This is a genomic window from Gemmatimonadaceae bacterium (assembly GCA_035606695.1).
Taxonomy (GTDB): domain Bacteria; phylum Gemmatimonadota; class Gemmatimonadetes; order Gemmatimonadales; family Gemmatimonadaceae; genus JAQBQB01.
The window spans coordinates 94,570-110,931 of the sequence record DATNEW010000012.1; the positions used below are offsets into that span (position 1 = coordinate 94,570).

The 16,362-nt window shown below is 64.9% G+C and carries 19 protein-coding genes; 7 read left to right on the forward strand and 12 right to left on the reverse strand.

Annotated features, from left to right (window positions below; translation table 11 throughout):
* Positions 1 to 181: 181 nt before the first annotated feature.
* The 7 genes from VN706_03920 (at position 182) to VN706_03950 (ending at position 6,645) form a co-directional block, all read left to right on the forward strand.
* Positions 182 to 1,147: an ATP-binding cassette domain-containing protein gene (locus tag VN706_03920; protein ID HXT14749.1), complete on the forward strand. Its 966-nt coding sequence runs from the start codon at positions 182 to 184 to the stop codon at positions 1,145 to 1,147.
* Positions 1,140 to 2,459, forward strand: coding sequence for an ABC transporter permease (locus VN706_03925; protein HXT14750.1), 1,320 nt, complete (start codon positions 1,140 to 1,142; stop codon positions 2,457 to 2,459). The genes VN706_03920 and VN706_03925 overlap by 8 nt, the downstream gene beginning before the upstream one ends.
* 186 nt (positions 2,460 to 2,645) lie before the next feature.
* Positions 2,646 to 3,488, forward strand: a complete 843-nt coding sequence (locus tag VN706_03930; protein HXT14751.1) for a hypothetical protein — start codon at positions 2,646 to 2,648, stop codon at positions 3,486 to 3,488.
* A 49-nt stretch (positions 3,489 to 3,537) separates the two neighbouring features.
* A complete protein-coding gene (locus VN706_03935; GenBank protein ID HXT14752.1) occupies positions 3,538 to 3,993 on the forward strand; it encodes a hypothetical protein in 456 nt (151 codons plus the stop codon).
* Positions 3,994 to 4,217: 224 nt separating this feature from the next.
* Complete coding sequence (locus VN706_03940; protein HXT14753.1) at positions 4,218 to 4,952, forward strand: neutral zinc metallopeptidase; 735 nt, start codon at positions 4,218 to 4,220, stop codon at positions 4,950 to 4,952.
* 119 nt (positions 4,953 to 5,071) lie between these two features.
* Positions 5,072 to 5,488, forward strand: coding sequence for a TadE/TadG family type IV pilus assembly protein (locus VN706_03945; protein ID HXT14754.1), 417 nt, complete (start codon positions 5,072 to 5,074; stop codon positions 5,486 to 5,488).
* Complete coding sequence (locus tag VN706_03950; GenBank protein HXT14755.1) at positions 5,485 to 6,645, forward strand: pilus assembly protein TadG-related protein; 1,161 nt, start codon at positions 5,485 to 5,487, stop codon at positions 6,643 to 6,645. The genes VN706_03945 and VN706_03950 overlap by 4 nt, the downstream gene beginning before the upstream one ends.
* Before the next feature lie 25 nt (positions 6,646 to 6,670).
* Here VN706_03950 and VN706_03955 read toward each other — a convergent pair whose 3' ends face one another.
* The 12 genes from VN706_03955 to VN706_04010 form a co-directional block, all read right to left on the reverse strand.
* Complete coding sequence (locus VN706_03955; protein HXT14756.1) at positions 6,671 to 7,594, reverse strand: type II secretion system F family protein; 924 nt, start codon at positions 7,592 to 7,594, stop codon at positions 6,671 to 6,673.
* Between the two features lie 13 nt (positions 7,595 to 7,607).
* The gene (locus VN706_03960; protein HXT14757.1) at positions 7,608 to 8,567 is read right to left on the reverse strand and encodes a type II secretion system F family protein; all 960 of its coding nucleotides are present in this window, start codon (positions 8,565 to 8,567) and stop codon (positions 7,608 to 7,610) included.
* Between the two features lie 6 nt (positions 8,568 to 8,573).
* On the reverse strand, positions 8,574 to 10,523 hold the full coding sequence (gene grpE, locus VN706_03965; GenBank protein HXT14758.1) for a nucleotide exchange factor GrpE: 1,950 nt from the start codon (positions 10,521 to 10,523) through the stop codon (positions 8,574 to 8,576).
* Between the two features lie 18 nt (positions 10,524 to 10,541).
* Positions 10,542 to 11,735, reverse strand: a complete 1,194-nt coding sequence (locus VN706_03970; protein HXT14759.1) for a hypothetical protein — start codon at positions 11,733 to 11,735, stop codon at positions 10,542 to 10,544.
* Positions 11,736 to 11,740: 5 nt separating this feature from the next.
* Positions 11,741 to 12,949: a pilus assembly protein N-terminal domain-containing protein gene (locus tag VN706_03975; protein ID HXT14760.1), complete on the reverse strand. Its 1,209-nt coding sequence runs from the start codon at positions 12,947 to 12,949 to the stop codon at positions 11,741 to 11,743.
* Positions 12,946 to 13,899 carry a Flp pilus assembly protein CpaB gene (gene cpaB / locus VN706_03980; GenBank protein ID HXT14761.1) on the reverse strand — a complete coding sequence of 318 codons (954 nt, stop codon included), beginning with the start codon at positions 13,897 to 13,899 and terminating at the stop codon, positions 12,946 to 12,948. Before cpaB ends, VN706_03975 begins: the two co-directional genes overlap by 4 nt.
* Positions 13,900 to 14,053: 154 nt before the next feature.
* On the reverse strand, positions 14,054 to 14,485 hold the full coding sequence (locus VN706_03985; protein HXT14762.1) for a TadE/TadG family type IV pilus assembly protein: 432 nt from the start codon (positions 14,483 to 14,485) through the stop codon (positions 14,054 to 14,056).
* Positions 14,478 to 15,062, reverse strand: coding sequence for a prepilin peptidase (locus VN706_03990; protein ID HXT14763.1), 585 nt, complete (start codon positions 15,060 to 15,062; stop codon positions 14,478 to 14,480). Before VN706_03990 ends, VN706_03985 begins: the two co-directional genes overlap by 8 nt.
* A gap of 19 nt (positions 15,063 to 15,081) precedes the next feature.
* The gene (locus VN706_03995) at positions 15,082 to 15,258 is read right to left on the reverse strand and encodes a Flp family type IVb pilin (GenBank protein ID HXT14764.1); all 177 of its coding nucleotides are present in this window, start codon (positions 15,256 to 15,258) and stop codon (positions 15,082 to 15,084) included.
* 51 nt (positions 15,259 to 15,309) lie between these two features.
* Positions 15,310 to 15,477: a Flp family type IVb pilin gene (locus tag VN706_04000; GenBank protein HXT14765.1), complete on the reverse strand. Its 168-nt coding sequence runs from the start codon at positions 15,475 to 15,477 to the stop codon at positions 15,310 to 15,312.
* 208 nt (positions 15,478 to 15,685) lie between these two features.
* Positions 15,686 to 16,072 carry a DUF3618 domain-containing protein gene (locus VN706_04005; protein ID HXT14766.1) on the reverse strand — a complete coding sequence of 129 codons (387 nt, stop codon included), beginning with the start codon at positions 16,070 to 16,072 and terminating at the stop codon, positions 15,686 to 15,688.
* Positions 16,030 to 16,362 (reverse strand): phage holin family protein (locus VN706_04010; protein HXT14767.1); only part of this gene is annotated, 333 nt, incomplete at its 5' end. The genes VN706_04010 and VN706_04005, both read right to left, overlap by 43 nt.

Sequence of the window (16,362 nt, forward strand, 5' to 3'; positions counted from 1 at the left end):
GATAAGAAAGCGTGCGGCCGCCAAGAACGCCAAGACGCCCCAAAACGCCGCGTCGAAACTTCCGGGGCAAGGCGGCCGTCAGTATGGATGACGGGCTGCGTCCAGCAGACTTATACTAAGGTAGCGGCATCGACGCGACGCCTGGCTCCCGCCTCCTCCGCACGTTCCTCATCCTACATCAATGTCTGAACTCGCCATCGACATTCGCAATGTCGTAAAGCGGTACGAGGAGCATGTCGCCGTGCGCGACTTGTCGCTCCAGGTGCCGCGCGGGTCGGTGTATGGTCTGCTCGGCCCCAACGGCGCCGGCAAGACCACGACGATCCGCATGATTCTCGACATCATCCTGCCGGACTCGGGCTCGATCTCGATTCTCGGCAGACCAAACACCGATGCTCAGGTCCTCGACCAGGTCGGGTACCTGCCCGAGGAGCGCGGCCTCTACAAAAAGATGCAGGTGCGCCGCGTGCTCGGCTTTCTGGCCGAGTTGAAGGGCGTGAAGCCGGCCGAGGCAAATCGACGCATCGACGAGTGGCTGGAGCGGTTCAGCCTCTCGAACGCCGACAAGAATTGGGGCGACGCCAAGGTCGACGAGCTGTCGCGCGGCATGCAGCAGAAGGTGCAGTTCATCGCCACGCTGTTGCACGATCCGGAGCTCGTCATTCTCGATGAGCCGTTCAGCGGGCTCGATCCGATCAACGCGCAGGCGTTGAAGGATGCGGTGCTCGAGCTCAAACGTCGCGGCAAGACCGTCATCTTCAGCACGCACGTGATGGACAACGCCGAAAAGATGTGCGATTCGGTGTGCATCATCGCGGGCGGTCAGAAGGTGCTCGACGGCACGGTCGCCGGCGTCAAGGGTGCCGCGGGCCGGCGAAACATCGCGCTCGCGCTGGCGGGCGGTGCGCAGAACGGCGTCGGCGCGGTGCTGCATGATCCGCAGCTCGTGTCGAAGCTGGACGACACGAACAACTACTTCGAGCTGGAGCTCGCGCCCAATGCGGACGCGCAGGTGCTTCTACGCAGACTGATCGACGCCGGCGCGAACATCGAGCGCTTCGAGCTCGTGCAACCCTCGCTCCACCAAATCTTCCTGCAGCGTGTCGGTGCCTCTGGCGTCGAGACGGGGATGTCCGGACATGGTTAATAAGATTCTGATCGTCGCCAAGCGCGAGTACCTGGAGCGCGTGCGTTCGCGCTCGTTCGTCGTGATGACGCTGCTCGTGCCGGTATTGATGGCCGGCGTGTTTCTCATTCCGCTTTACATGAGCGCGAAGTCGAGTGCATCGCCGAACGTGCGGCGCATTCGCATTCTCGATGCGACGGGTGCGTCGGTGGGCGCCCGCCTCGCGACGACGCTGCGCGCGGACAGCACGGTGTCGGACACGGTCCAGGGCCCGTTCGTCATGACGCTGACGCCGGCCGAGCTGCCCGCCGCGGAGAAGGCGGCCGAGGCGGAAGTGATGAAGCCGAAGGGCCTCGTGGGATTCCTCGTGCTGGACGACAGCTCGCTCGCGGGCAAGCGCGCGCGCTACGAGGGCCGCAATGCGTCGACGATCTCGGACATGAACAAGTTGGAGGCGTCGACACGGCAGGCCGTGTTGATGGCGCGACTCGAGCGCGAGGGTGTGAACAAGAGCACGATCGACGAGTTGGCGAAATCGCACCTGCAGCTTGCCGCGGAACGGCTCACGGAGAAAGGACGCGGCGGATCGGGCGAAGCGGGACTGTTCGCGGGAATCATCATTGGCGTGCTGTTATTGATGGCGATCATCGTCCATGGCCAGAACGTGATGCGGGGTGTGCTCGAGGAGAAGACGACGCGAGTTGCCGAAGTGGTGATCTCGAGCATCAAACCGGAGTCGCTGCTCGCCGGAAAAGTACTCGGCGTCGGCGGTGTCGGGTTGACGCAGATCGTGGCGTGGCTGGGGATTGGTTTGTATCTGACGACGTTCTTCGGCCCGCTGGTGCTGAAGGCGGCGGGTGGTGGTGCCGCGGCGGCGGGTAGTGCCGCGCCAACGTTCTCGATGGGCGGCATGAGCCCGGCGGTCATGGCGATTTCGCTCGGCTTTTTCCTGGTGGGCTTCACGTTCTACGCGACGCTGTTCGCGGCGGCGGGCTCGATGGTGAACAGCGAGCAGGAAGCGCAGCAGGCGGTGATGCCGGTGATGCTGCTGTTGATGAGCGGCTGGATTTTCGTGAATCCGGTCTTGATCAATCCGAACAGCACGACCGCCGTGGTGTTGTCGTGGTTGCCATGGTCATCGCCGATCATCATGCCGATTCGCATGGGATTGACGGCGGTGTCGCCGGCGTCGATCGCGGGATCGCTGGTGGTTGCGTTGTTGGGATCGGTGTGCGCGGTGTGGTTGGCGGCGCGGATTTATCGAGTGGGGATGTTGATGTATGGGAAGAAGCCGAGCTTTTCTGAGCTCGCTAAATGGATTCGATACGCGTGAGAGAGCCGGTTCGCGCGAGCGGTGAGGCCGGCGGCGCTTCGCGCGCCGGCCTCACCACTGGTGCGCGCGAAGCGCGTCGCCGCCCTCACTGAAGCGGGCCCGTCCCTACGACTACCGCCCGGCACGCTTCCCGCATCAGGTGTTCACGCCAATTCAATGTCCCCTTTGTCCTAGGGACGGACACCGATGCGTCTCATCTCACTCCATGAAGACGCCGTTCGTGCGCTCGAACGGCTCCGCGTTCCATTCGACGACGTCACACCTGAAGGGCTCTGGGCCTCACCGTACCATCTGATCGGCGTCACTGCTGAACAGCGGGCGGTCCTCGATTCGTGGAACCTCGAGGTCAATGACATCACGCCCGACGTACTCACGTCAGCCGACGTCGCACCGCAACTGAAGGAAAGTTGGCCGCAGCAGCGGCCGCGTCCCGTGAGCGATGCCGCGGCGGAGCAGCGGGCGACAAGTCCTCGTCAGCCCGCACCCGCATTCGCCGCCGACACATCCGCCGCACAGCCGGACCGATCGTCGCAACGCGATTCGGAAGTCCCTGTGCCGATGCACGAGGAGCCAAAGCACCACGGCGATCCGCTGGGCGATGCGGCGGCCGAGCGTGCGATCGTCGAACGCGCGGCCGCGGCGGCCGAGGCGCGCTCGGATGTCGCGCCGGCGGCAACGAACGGCGCTTCGAACGGGGCCTCGAACGGGGCGGCGACGGCAGCGACCGCCGTGCGGCCGCGCGCTGCCAATGCACCGGCGACCAGCGGCAAGATTTCTTCGGCTGACACCGCGCCGGCGACCGACCACGCGCCGAAGCGGCTTCGGGTCAGCATCGGTGGCAAGTATCGCGAAGCCTCGGTACAGCAGGGCAAGATCCTGCTCGACGGCCAATCGTTCGACAATCCGGCCGCGGCCACACGCTCGGTGGCGCCCTCCAAGGGCGACTGGGTGTTCTGGGAGTATTTCGACGACGGCGCCGGGAAGTGGCGCATGCTGGATCGCGACTGGCAGCCGGGCCAGACATCCTGACGGTTGTAAGTAGTCGTTAATTATAAAACGCTAATTGGAGAGTTGGATCATGCGCCTGTTGTGCATCCACCAGGACACCGTCGCCGCGTTGCAGCGGCTGCACACCCCGTTTGACGATCTGACGCCCGAGGGCATCTGGGGCAGCCCGTATCATCTCGTCGGCGTCAGCACCGAGCAGCGCGACGTGCTCACCGGCTTCAACGTCGACTTCGAGGACATCACGCCGGAGCCGCTCGATCGCGCGGCTGTCGCGCAGCCGGAGAATCTCTCCTACGCGTCGAACGGCAAGGTGCGGAACGGTCAGCGGCTGCGTACCAGCGTGCGCGGCAAGTATCTCGAGGCCACGGTGCAAGGCGGCAAGATTCTCGTCGACGGCCGCACGTACGACTCGCCCGGCGCGGCCAGCCGCGGCATCTCCTCGGACAAATCCGAGTGGGCGTTCTGGGAGTACTTCGACGACAGCGCGGGATCCTGGCAGGTTCTCGGCCGAGAGTGGCAGGTCTAGCACTGCGTACCACTGCATAGCACTGCGTAGCACTCTGTACGACGGCCGCGCGTCGGCGACGCCGGTGTGATCTGAGCCCCCTTGGTATCGCACCGGCTCGCCGTCGCATCACGGTTCCAAAGTTCCAAGAGTTCCAACGTTCCAATGACCGCCGGGCGCTGCCCAGCCGCTCGAGCAACCCGCCGCCCTCCCCGGGGTACCAGGTATCAGGGAGGAGGTGGCGTATGAGTTTCATCACGATGTGGCGCAGCCGATTCGGCGCGCTGGCGATGGGCGCGATGGCCTTCGCACCCATAGTGCCCAAAGCCCCGGGTCGCCCGATTGAAGTCACGACGCGCGACGTCCAGGCGTCGAACGCCAAGATCAAGAGTGCGTACGACGCGCTCGCGACCATGTGGACCAACGACTTCCGACAGATCGGACATCGCTTCGTCGTACCGCGCATCGCGCGGTACGAATCGACCGTCATGTCGCCGTGCGGCGTCATTCGGCCGAACAATGCCGAATACTGCGAGCGGGACAACACGATCTATTATGACGAGGTCTTCGCCGCCGGCATGGCGAAGCGCGCCGCGACCGCGTTGAACACCGACGGCGACATGGCGGCGATCGGCATCATCGCCCACGAGACCGGCCACGCCGTCGCGATGCAACTCGGCCATTTCTATCGCACGTCGTACGACAACGAAGCGACCGCCGATTGCCTGGCCGGTGCATTCGCCAAGCAGGCCGAGCATGATGGCGAGCTCGAGGCTGGCGACGTCGACGAGGCGTTGTACGGGATGTCGCTTGCCGGCGATCCGACGCCCGAGCCGACGGGCAACGCACGCTACGACGCGATCATTCAGGCGCGATTGGCGAAGCAAAGTCACGGCACGCGTGACCAACGCGTGCAGAACTTCCGCGCCGGGTTCGGCGATGGCGCGGGCGCGTGTCTCGAGGATTTCCGCGGACGCTGATTCGAGGCGTCACGACGTATCAGACAGCACCCACAGCATTGTCATTGTACGGCTGAGCTGGAATACCCTTTGCACCCGTCGTGGTTGGACGGGTGCACAGTCGTACTTAGGGGGTTGTGATGGCGTCGCCACGCGGACAGCGCGTACACGGCGTACACCGCGCACATAGCGTACGTGGCGGGCACGCGACGGTGGAGTTGGTCCTCGCGCTGCCGGTGCTCATGATTTTCATACTCGGCATCGCCGACGTCGGTCGGGTCATGACGACGTCGGCCGCGCTGCATCGCGCCGTCGCGACGGGCGCCATCCGCGCCATCGACAAGACGCTCACCGATTCAGTCGTCAAATCGATCGTCATCGCGGCAGAGGGGTCGTTGAACCTCAGCCCGGCCTCGATCACCATCACGCGTGCGAGCGATTCGCTGGTGGTGAATGCGTCGACGACCGTGACGTCGTTCGCGCCGCTGTCGCGCTGGGTGTGGCCGACCGGAACGATCACCGTGAACGCGGCCGCGGTGACTCGGGTGACGCCGTGAGCGCCGTGAGCGCCGCGAGCGCCGCGAGCACCGTGAGCACCGTGAGCACTCCGAGCTCCGTGCGACTTCGCGCGCGGAAAGGACAGGTGCTCGTTCTCATGGTGCTCGTGCTCCCTGTACTTCTCGGCGCGGCTGGTCTCGCGCTGGATACGTCGAACCTGCTCACGCATCGCGATGCCGCGCAGAATGCGGCCGATCTCGCGGCGATGAGCGCGACGCTCGATCTGCCGGGCAGTCCGACGAGCGCTCAAACGACCGCGCAGCGCATCGCGACGGCGAACAAGCATCCGAATGGAACGGCGGGCATCGGTGTCATCGTGACGACGCCGTATCTCGGCGATTCGACGCAAATCGAAGTGAAGGTCAACGACACCGTGAACATCATGTTCATGCGGATGTTCGGCTTTCGGCAGGTCGTCGTCTCGGCGCGCGCGGTCGCGACGTCGGGTCGAGGTCTCGATGCGGTGTATGCGGGCGGCGGATGCAGCGGTGGGTCGACGGGAGGAATCAGCTGGAACGCGTCCGGCACGAACATCACCGGACCGATTCACAGCAATGGAACGCTCGCGATGACGACGTCCGGCTCGACGATCACGGGGCCGCTCGAGTACGTGTGTCCGCCGCCGTCGGTGACGAGCGCGGGCGGCAGCGTGCCGGCGCCTAAACAAGTCAGCGCGCGATCGGCGGGCGTGACGCCGTCGTACAGCGATCTCACCTCGCACTGTTCATCGACGTTCGCGGGCAATCTCACGATCACCGCGTCGATGACTCAATACTGGACGTCGCCGGGCCAGTTGAAGTCGCAGTTCATCTGCGCGAGCGGATCGATCACGCTGAGTACGACTGCATCGGGAGCGGTGACGTTCGTGGCGGGGACCACGTTCAACATCAGCGGCTCGGGATCCACGTTGTCTCCGGCGAGTGGTTCGGGGAACGTGCTGGCGTACGCGAACGGGACCGGCGGCTCCTTCATGACCGGCTCGGGCGGCACGTGGACGGGCATCGTCGCCGCGCCGAATGGTTCGCTCACGATGAACAGCTCCGGCACGTGGTTCGTGAACGGATCCGTGATGGCGAATCAGGTATCGATCAACGGCGCCGGGTTGAATCTCAACGCGTCGGCGATCTCGGCGCCGAAGCCGATGTTGATGCAGTAGCAGGCAGTAGCACGCAGTAGCACGGCTACTTCACCACGTGAAACGCGCCGATCAACTGCAGCACACCAGGGCCGAGCACCACGAGAAAGAGCGGCGGCAGAATCATCGTCACGAGCGGAATCGTCATCTTGAGCGTCGCCATCGATGCGCGGCGCTCGACACTGTGACGCCGTTTCCGCCGCAGCGTCTCGCCCGTTACGCGCAACACGCGACCGACACTCGTTCCCCAGCGCTCGCTCTGCGCGATGTTCGCGGCCAGCGTTCTCAACTCCGGAACGCCCGTTCGATCCCACAATCCGCGCAACGCTTCCGCGCGCGGAACGCCGGCCTTCGTGCGCCGCACGACATTGCCAAGCTCGAACGCGAGATCGCGGTGAATCCCGGAAAGATCGCGCGACACACGAAGAATCGCCGACTCGAGGCTGCTCCCTGCTTCGACGCATACGATCATCAAGTCGAGCGCGTCGGGAATCGCGCGCTTGATGCGCTCTTGCCGCTGCCGCACCAGACTGTCGAGCGAGCCGCGCGGAATGATCCAGCTGAGCACGAGCGCGCCGAACAAGAACAGCAATCGCTCGAGCGGCGTCTCGCCCGCGCCGAAGGCGAGCGTCATGAGCGGCAGCATGACGAGCAAGCCGACACGGAACACGGCGTACAGGAACAGCGGGGCGTCGCCGTCGTATCCGGCGCGGACCATGCGCTCGCGCGTCGCCGGATCGTTCACCCACGCATTCGGCACCAACCGATCGAGGCGCCTGCGCAGCTCGTCGACCGCCGCCGAACGTCGCGCGGCCAGGAGCTTGGCGCGCGGTATCGGCGACATGACGACGGTATCCTGGCCCAGCGCGCGGTCGATCATCAGCCGGCGCCGGTGGTCGATCACCAACGCATAGCCGGCGAGCATGGCCGACATGACGGCGACAAAGACGAGGAAGAGAAATGGAATCATCTCGCGCTCCGCGTCAGACGTCGATGGTGGCGATGCGCATCATGATGAAATAGCCAATCCCGACCGAGAGGCCGGCGAAGATCAGCAGCATGAGGCCGATCGGCGTGGCGATCATCGGATGCACGAAGTTGGGATCGAAGACGAGCATCAGCACGAACACGATCACCGGCAAGAGCGACAGGAACCGCGCCGACATCTTCGACTCGGCGGTCAACGAGTCGATCTTCCGATGGATGTCCGCGCGCTCGCGCATCACTTCGGCGATGTTGCCCAGCACTTCGGTGAGATTGCCGCCCGTCTCGCGCTGGATGAGCACCGCCGTCACGAACATCTTGAGATCGGTGCTCGGCACCCGGTCCTGCAGCGACAACAGCGCGGTTCGCACGTCGACACCCAGTCGTTGTTCGTCATAAAACTGCGCGAACTCACGGCCGAGTGGCGCGGGAAGCTCTTCGCCAATGAACTTGGTCGCGGCCTGGAACGAATAGCCCGCGCGCAACGCGCTCATCAGCATGTCGATCGCTTCGGGCAGCTGCTCCTCGAACGCGGCGCGGCGCTCCTTGCGCTTGCGCCGCAGCCAGATGAACGGCGCGGCGCCGCCGAGTATCAGCCACAACGGCGCGCCGCCGATGCCGAACGTGCCGGCGACGAGCATTGCCGTCACGCCGCAGATCGGCACGGCCAGGAAGAACGTTCCCGGCTTGATGTCGAGCCCCGCGTCGCTGATGGTGCGCGCGATGCGCGTCGTGATCGCCTTGCCGGACAACAGCTTGTTGAGCAGCTCCAACTCGCTCGCGCTGTCGTCGCGCAGAATGCTTCGCGTGTCGATACGCGCGAAGTTCATCACGGTGCGCAGGCGTTCGCGCGCCGTTTGCGCGGCCGCGAGCTGGTCCCGGTTCACGTAGAGGTACGCGCCGACGCACAAGCTCAGCGTGGCGACGAATACGCCGATCAGAACGAGCAGCGTCGTCATGTGCCGTTACCCCGCGACGACGACTTGAGCGCGGCGCGCGATCTTGCCGTCGGCACGGAAGCCGCGCTGCGTGACTTGTACGATTCGCCCGCGCGGCACGCCGTTCGGCGGCACGGTGCGCACGGCTTCGTGAATCGATTCGTCGAACTTGTCGCCCGACTTGGGCTCGATCGGCGACATGCCGAATGCGTCGACGAACCACTGCGCGCGCTTCGACAGCGCCGCGACACTCTGACCAATACCGCTGTCCGACGATGCGCGCGCGGCATCCTGGGCTTCGTCGAGCGCTTCGAGGAACGCGAGCATCGCCATCGACATACCGCGCGTGCGCTCGGTGCTGCGTTGATGCTCGCGCTCGACCGACGCAAGTCGTGTCTCGAGCTCGGCGAGTCTTCGGCGCGCCGGAAGATCGGCGTCCGCCACGCTCGGCGTCCACGGCTTTGGCGTCGCCGGTGTCTCACCATCGACGGTCGGCTCCGCCGTGACCTCGACGGTTTCGTCGAACACTCCGGGCGGCAGCGTGATGCCGGAGATCTGAAAGCGCTCCATGAAGCGCGGGCGCACCCCGGTCGGCACGAACGTTCCCACCACCTTGTTGCTCACCATGCCGCGCCGGCGGAATTCGAAGATCTCGCTCGTCGTGACGACGTCGCCGTCGATGCCCGCGACCTCGGCAATGCTGATGACGCGCCGCGTGCCGTCGGCCAGACGCGCGACTTGCACGATCACGTCGATGGCCGAGGCGATCTGCTCGCGCATGGCGCGCACCGGCAGCGAGGTGCCGGACATCAGGATCATCGTTTCCAGGCGCGCCAACGCGTCGCGCGGCGTGTTGGCGTGGATCGTCGCCAGCGAGCCTTCGTGGCCGGTGTTCATCGCCTGCAGCATGTCGATCACTTCCGCCGAACGCACCTCGCCGATGATGATACGGTCCGGTCGCATGCGCAGCGCGTTTCGCACGAGGTCGCGCGCCACCACCTCACCGCGTCCCTCGACGTTCGGCGGTCGTGTCTCGAGCCGCACCACGTGCTCCTGCTGCAGCCGCAACTCCGCGGCATCCTCGATTGTTACAATACGCTCATAACTGGGCACGTACGAGCTGAGCGCGTTGAGCAGGGTCGTCTTGCCCGAGCCCGTACCACCCGAGATCAGAATGTTCAGTCGCGCGTGTACGCAGCCGGCCAGCAGCATTGCCATCTGGCGCGTCAGCGTGCCCGTCGCGACCATGTCGTCCATCGCGAGCTTGCTGCCGAAGCGGCGGATCGAGAGCACCGGGCCGTCGAGCGCCAGCGGCGGAATGATCGCGTTGACGCGCGAGCCGTCGGGCAGACGCGCGTCCACCATCGGCGACGATTCGTCCACGCGGCGGCCGACGCGGCTGACGATGCGATCGATGACCGCGATCAGATGCGCGTCGTTGCGGAACGACGCGTTGACCGGCTGCAGGCGGCCCTTCCGCTCGACGTAGATGTCGCGCGCGCCGTTGACGAGAATGTCCGAGATCGTTGGATCGCGGAACAGGGGCTCGAGCGGTCCAAGTCCCGTGATCTCGTAGACGACTTGCTCGACGATTTCTTCGCGCTCGCTCTGCGAGAGCGGTGTTGCTTCACCGCGAAGGAATTCGACGACGGCCTCGCGAATCTGCGCGGTGAGCTGCGTCTCGTCGGTGATCTCTTCCAGCGCCTCGAGATCGAGCCGCTCGATCAGCCGGCGATGCACGTCGACCTTGAGCTGCTCGAGTTGGCTCAGCTCATCGGTCGGCGCCGTGTAATGCGCACTCGTTTCGATTGCCGGCCGCATCGAATCGTTCGGCGGCAGGAACGAACCAACGCGTTCGACCTCCGGCGCAGCGTCGACTTCGGTGGCGACGCTGTTCTCAGGTACCTGATGCTCGCCGCTGACCCGGTCGGTCGGCGGTGCGCCACCTTTGCGGCGAAGACGATCACGCAGCGACATAAACCCTCACGCTCCGCGTCACGCTCGACGGCGACGCACGAAGAGACGGCGCAAACCCGGCCGGTTCGGCGGCGCTTCCACGACCGCCGGTTCCGCGCCCGAACCGCCAAGTCGCGACGCCAGCTTGTCGAAGGCGAGCGACAATTTCGAATCCGGATCGGCCTGCGAGACCGCGACGCCTTTCGTCAACGCCGCCGTGGCGAGTTGATAGTCATTCGGCAGACTCTGAAATACTTCGGCGCCGAGGACTTTCTCGGCATCCTTGAGCGAGAGCACGTCGTCGAGCTGAAAGCGGTTCACGACGACCATGACCTTGTCCGACGCGTACCCGAGTCGTTTGCAGATCTCGAGCGTACGCTGCGTGCTGCGGAGCGCCGGCACGTTGAGCTGCGTCACGAGCACCACGCGATCCGCCGCATCGAGGGCGGCGAGCGTGCGCTCACTCAGATGATGCTCGCAGTCCAGCACCGTGAACGCGAAATGCGCGCGAAGGTGCCGGGCCATCGCGGCGATGGTGTTCGCGTCGAGTGCGTCGTCCAGCTCCGGATCGTCCGGACCTGGCAGCACCCAGACGCCGCTCGGCGTGGGCGTCAGCAGGGACGACAGCAGCTCGGCGTCGACACGATCGAGCTTTTCGACCAGGTCGCCGAGGTGGTATGCGGATTTGAGATTGAGGAAGACGCGAACGTCGCCGCCTTCGACCACCAGGTCGACGAGCGCGACGCGTCCATTCGGATGATTGCGCGTGAACGCGTCGGCCAGATTCACGGCGATGCTCGTGCTGCCGATGCCGCCCTTGCTGCTGTACACGGCCACGACCCGTCCGGCCTGTTGCTCGACGGGAATGCGACGCATGACGCGATCGAGCGCGCCGGCAAGCTCCGATGGATCGGGCGGGCAAACGACGAATTCCTGAATGCCGGCGCGCATGGCGCGCAGGATCAACTCGGGATCGAGCTTCGGTGCGGTGCCGATGAGCACCATGCGGCGTTCGGCGCGCACGCGTCGCTCGATCGTCGCCAGTTGCACCGGCGTGAGATCCTGGATGGGAAGAATGACGAGATCGATCGGCGATGAGCGAACGATCGTCAGCGCTTCGTCGAAATCGTTGGCGCGCGCGATCGATGCGAAGCCGAAACGCTTCAGCACCGGCGCAGACGTGTCCTCGGATCCTGCGGCATCGGCGACGATCAGGGCACGGCGAGACAACATCACGGCTACGGTTTCTTGATTGGCGGCTTGGACCCCATCGCCGGTTCACGCTTCAGCGCGTCGACCGCGGGTTTGATGGTGTCCGGCTTTACGGGGGCAACGTCGACTGGTCGCGGGTTGGCCGGATCGATGACGACCGGCGTCACGACGACGATCAACTCCGTTTCGTGCCGCTGGAAGTCGCGGCTCGAGAACAGCGCGCCGAGGATCGGGAGATCCTTGAGCAGCGGAATGCCCGTCTTGATGTCATCGACCTCGTTGTCGAACATGCCCGAGATGATGAGACTCTGATCGCGATGCACGTCGAGGGTGCTCGACATGCGGCGCGTGCGAAACGCCGGAATCCGGAATCCCTCGAGCGTCACCGCATTCGAGTAGTCGAGGCTCGACACTTCGGGCGCGACGGTGAGCTTGATCAAACTGTCATTGATGATCTCGCCGATGAAGCGCAGCTTCACGCCGAACTCACGGTACATGATGGAAACGGCGGGGCCGTTGGAGCCCGTTGTTCCACCTTGCACCACTGGAATCGGCAGCTCGCCGCCGGCCAGGAACGTCGCCTCTTCGCGATTCGCCGCCATCAAGTTCGGCTCGGCGAGCACGCGACCGCGGCCCGTTTGTTCCTCGAGCTGCAGCAGGTCGAGCAGATGCTTGGTGCCGAAGTCGGTGAGAATCGTCCCGAACTTCGAGTCGCCGGGCAGGTTGATGATGTCCTTGCCCTTGGAATCGGTCGTGAACGGATTGTCGGTGTTGAAGGTGCCGGTTCCGGCGCGTGTGTGATCGTCGCGGAAGAGGATCGAGTTGCCGATGGACCGCACGAGATCGCGCCGGACTTCGGCGAACTTGACGTAGAGCACGATCTGCTGCCGATCCGACGACGAGCGCACCTGCACGCGATATTGCTGTCGCGGCGCGCCGGCGAGCCACAGAATGGCGTCGGTCGTTCCGGATTTCTTTCCGTTGATCACGAGCTCGTGATCGCTGACCACGACCACGTCGGCAACGGCGGTGTCGGCGACGGAGATGCGCGTGATCGCCTGCGGAGTCGTGATCGGAAACGAGCGACCCGTTCCGAGATTCAGCAGCGTGATCGGCCCTTCCTGCGCGATCTGTAACGCCGGGCCTTGCGCGCTCGCGCTCGGGGCGACGGCGAAGAGCGCAAACGTCGCAGCGACGAGCGCGACAGCAATCGAACGAAGCGACGATCGATTCACCGCGAACCCCGCGGCTTGTGCTTGAGGCTATCGGCCTTCTCGACTTTCTTCTCCACCCCTTCCCCGCCTCCGCGATAGATGCGCACAACCGCGGTCTCGGATTGTGCCTTTGGCGCCGCCGGCACCGGTGTGACGGGCGGCGGCGCGACTGCCGGCGCCTGCACGCGCGCGGGCGCGCTGTGCCGAACTTCGGACCGTGGTTTCTCGGGCGCGGGCTCGACGCGCTCCGGCGCATTGCGCAGCTGCGAGAGCACGTCCGACGAGCTCGCGCCGGCCGTCGTGATTTGTGCGGGATCGCCGTAGCCGCGCAGCACGAGTTGAATCGTGCCCTGATTCATCGCGACCGCGAGACGCTCCGCTTGCGCCGGATCGACTTCGAGCGTCGCTGTGGATGCTTCGATGGGCTTGCCCGAGTTGTCACGCTGCACCACGCTGCCAACCGACAGCACGCGGACGTTTTCCATGAACAGCTTCGACACTCGCCGGCCATTCGCTTCGGGGGTGAGCGTGACGAGCACGTCGACGTGACTTCCGGGGTTAATGAGACCGCTCAATCCCGCGACGTCGTCCACCTTCACGGCCATCGCGCGCATGCCGGGCGAGATCTTCACCTCGAGTCCCGGTCCGCTGCCCTTGGGGGCGAGTCGTCCGGGCACGATGACGTCGCCGGCGAAGATCGGGACGCGCGTGATGCGGCCGACGAGAGAATCTGTCACCGTGAACGCATTCGGCGCGACCGCGGCCGACGGCAGCTCGGCAATCTTCAGCGCATCGAGCTTGATCGTCGATCCTTCGGAAATGTCGGCCGCCGCGACGACGACGCGACGCGTCCGTTGTTCGGGTTGCGGCTTCGAGGCCTGCAACGCGCGATATGCTCCGACCGTCGCGACGAGCGCCACGAAGATCGCGAGATAGAACATCGAACGAATGCTGAGACGACGCTTCGGCATGAGGCGACAACCCGAATCGACAGCGGACTGCGCAACGGTCTTGTCGACAACAGACAACCAGCGGTTGTCAAGTTGTGACAAGGATCACTTGTGGAGTACGACAAGGCATGAATCGGACCGCTCCCGACGGTAACGCGGACCTCCTATTTCATGCTCAAGGGGCGCGATGCCAGGGCAGCGTCGACGTCGCGCTGAGCGTGACGCTCGAGTGCCCGAATGTCCCGGCGAACGGCGTTATGAGAGGCATTGAATAGCTCAGTACGCTCACAGTCACGAGCTTCGACGAAGCGTCGAGCGAGACGTTGATCTGCGCGTCGGTCACGCCCGAGCCGCCCATGGGCAACGCGGCGTTCTTCACCGCCGTGCGCGCGAGCGACGCGTTCCCTACTGGATCCGTTTGTACGGCGGCGACACGCGCGCCTTCGCGCACGGCGGCGCGCAATCGCTCGTGCATGCCGAACACGCGCGACATGTCGATGATGCCGAACACCATCATGAAGAAGAGAACGGCGATGAGCGCAAACTCGACCGACGATGAACCGAGCTCGCCGCGCAAGAATGTGCGCGCGCTTCGCGTTCTACACACGGAACCAACCGACGGCGAGCGCGCCGATCACGAGCGCCACGCCGTAGGGCATGAGCTGCGCGGTCGGTACGGCGGCCGCGTCGGGACGCACGCGGATGCTCATCGGCTTTCGGCGAATCGTGTTGACGAGAAGAATCATGTCGGCCGCGATGTGATTCGGCCGGCGCTGCCACAGCAACATGCAGACGGCGAGCACGCCGCCGGCGATCGCCGTGACCGCGGCTGAGCGCAACACGCCATGAAAGCCAAGCCAGGCGCCGCACGCCGCGGCGAGCTTCACGTCACCTGCTCCGATCCATCGCAGCGCATGAAATGGAAGCCAGAGCAACAATCCGGTGACGAGCCCGCCGACGGCGAAGCCGAGTCCGTACAGCGGCGGCAGCGACGACATCGAGAACGCAATGCCGCCGACGAACAGCATCAGCACCAGGCGATTTGGTATGCGGCGCGATCGCAGATCGCTCGCCGCGACGGCGACGAGCAGGGCGGTGAAGATCACGCCCGCGACGAGCGTGCCCATGTTCTGCTGAAACATGTGAAACATGTGAAACATGTGAAACATGTCGGGGCGGTTCACTCCGCTCGACTCGCCGCGCTCAAGGCGCGGCGAGGCTGCTCGTCGACGTCGTGAAGATGCTCTGCAATTGCTGGCCGAACGCCTTCACCACGGCGATGACCGCGACCGCCACGAGCGCGAGGAGCAGCCCGTACTCCGTTACCGCGAGCCCGTCTTCATTGCTCAGAAAACTCTTCACATACCGCATGTCCTGCATTCCTCTTGGGCGACTGGTCGATGCAAGGCCCGGATCGGGCGCTACGCGCGATCAGGGCGCCGCGAGGCTGCTGGTGGCGGTCGTGAAGATCGACTTCAGCTGATCGCGGAACGTCTTGATGACGGCGATCACGGCGACGGCCACGAGCGCGAGGAGCAGACCGTACTCCGTCACGGCCAGACCATCTTCATTCTTCAGAAACTGGACGACGCGCTGCATTGTGCTTCTCCACGACTTCGGGGGTTCAAGTTGGCTTGCCCTTCGAGTGTGATCTAAAGCACGTGCCGTGCCTGAACGTTTGTCCAATTGCAAAGTCGACAACAGACGACGCGCGGGTGTTGAGAGAATGCTCACAAACGCTCTCGACACCCGCGCGTCAATGCTTGTTTGTACTGCTGGAACCTCGAGCGCTCCAGGCGATGCGCGCTCAGTCTGCTCGCGCCGCGACCCCAGACGAGCCGGACGTACGCGGCGCACCGATCGCGCCCTTGAGCTCGTCCACCCAGCTCGTGACGCGCTGATCGAACGCTTGATGCACGCCGGACAACAACGTGGCCACCATGTCGTCGAGCGCCGAGCCGACCTTGCTGCTCGCGCCCTTCGTGGCCGTCGCGGTGACCGCCGCCGCCTTGATGTCCGCGCCCGATCCGCTGAGCAACACACCCGCGCCCACAGCCAGCGCGATCGCCGGCCACGGATGATCCTTCACCAGCTGCATCATGTTGAGCTTCTGCTCGAGCTCGGCCAGCGTGCTCGACATCCGCTCGCGGGTCAGCTCGATGTCGCGCCGGACGTCAGCCGTTGTTTCAGCCATTCTTTGTCCTCCTTGAGCGTCGTCGCCGTTTCGTCGGGCGCGAGGGCCGCCGGCGACAAGAGAGCCAGGCCACGCTTCGCAAACCAGACCGCGAGCGCGCCGGTGATCACCAACACGATGAGCGCCCCGAGCCAGTACAGATCTTCGGGGAGCCACTGGTCGCCGACGAGCAGCACGAGACCGGTGAACAAGGAGAGTCCGCCGAGCAGCGCAAGCACGGCGCCCGTTGCGACGAATGCGGTGCCCTTGCCGATGCCTTCCACGATCCCGGCGATTTCCAGTCGGGCAAG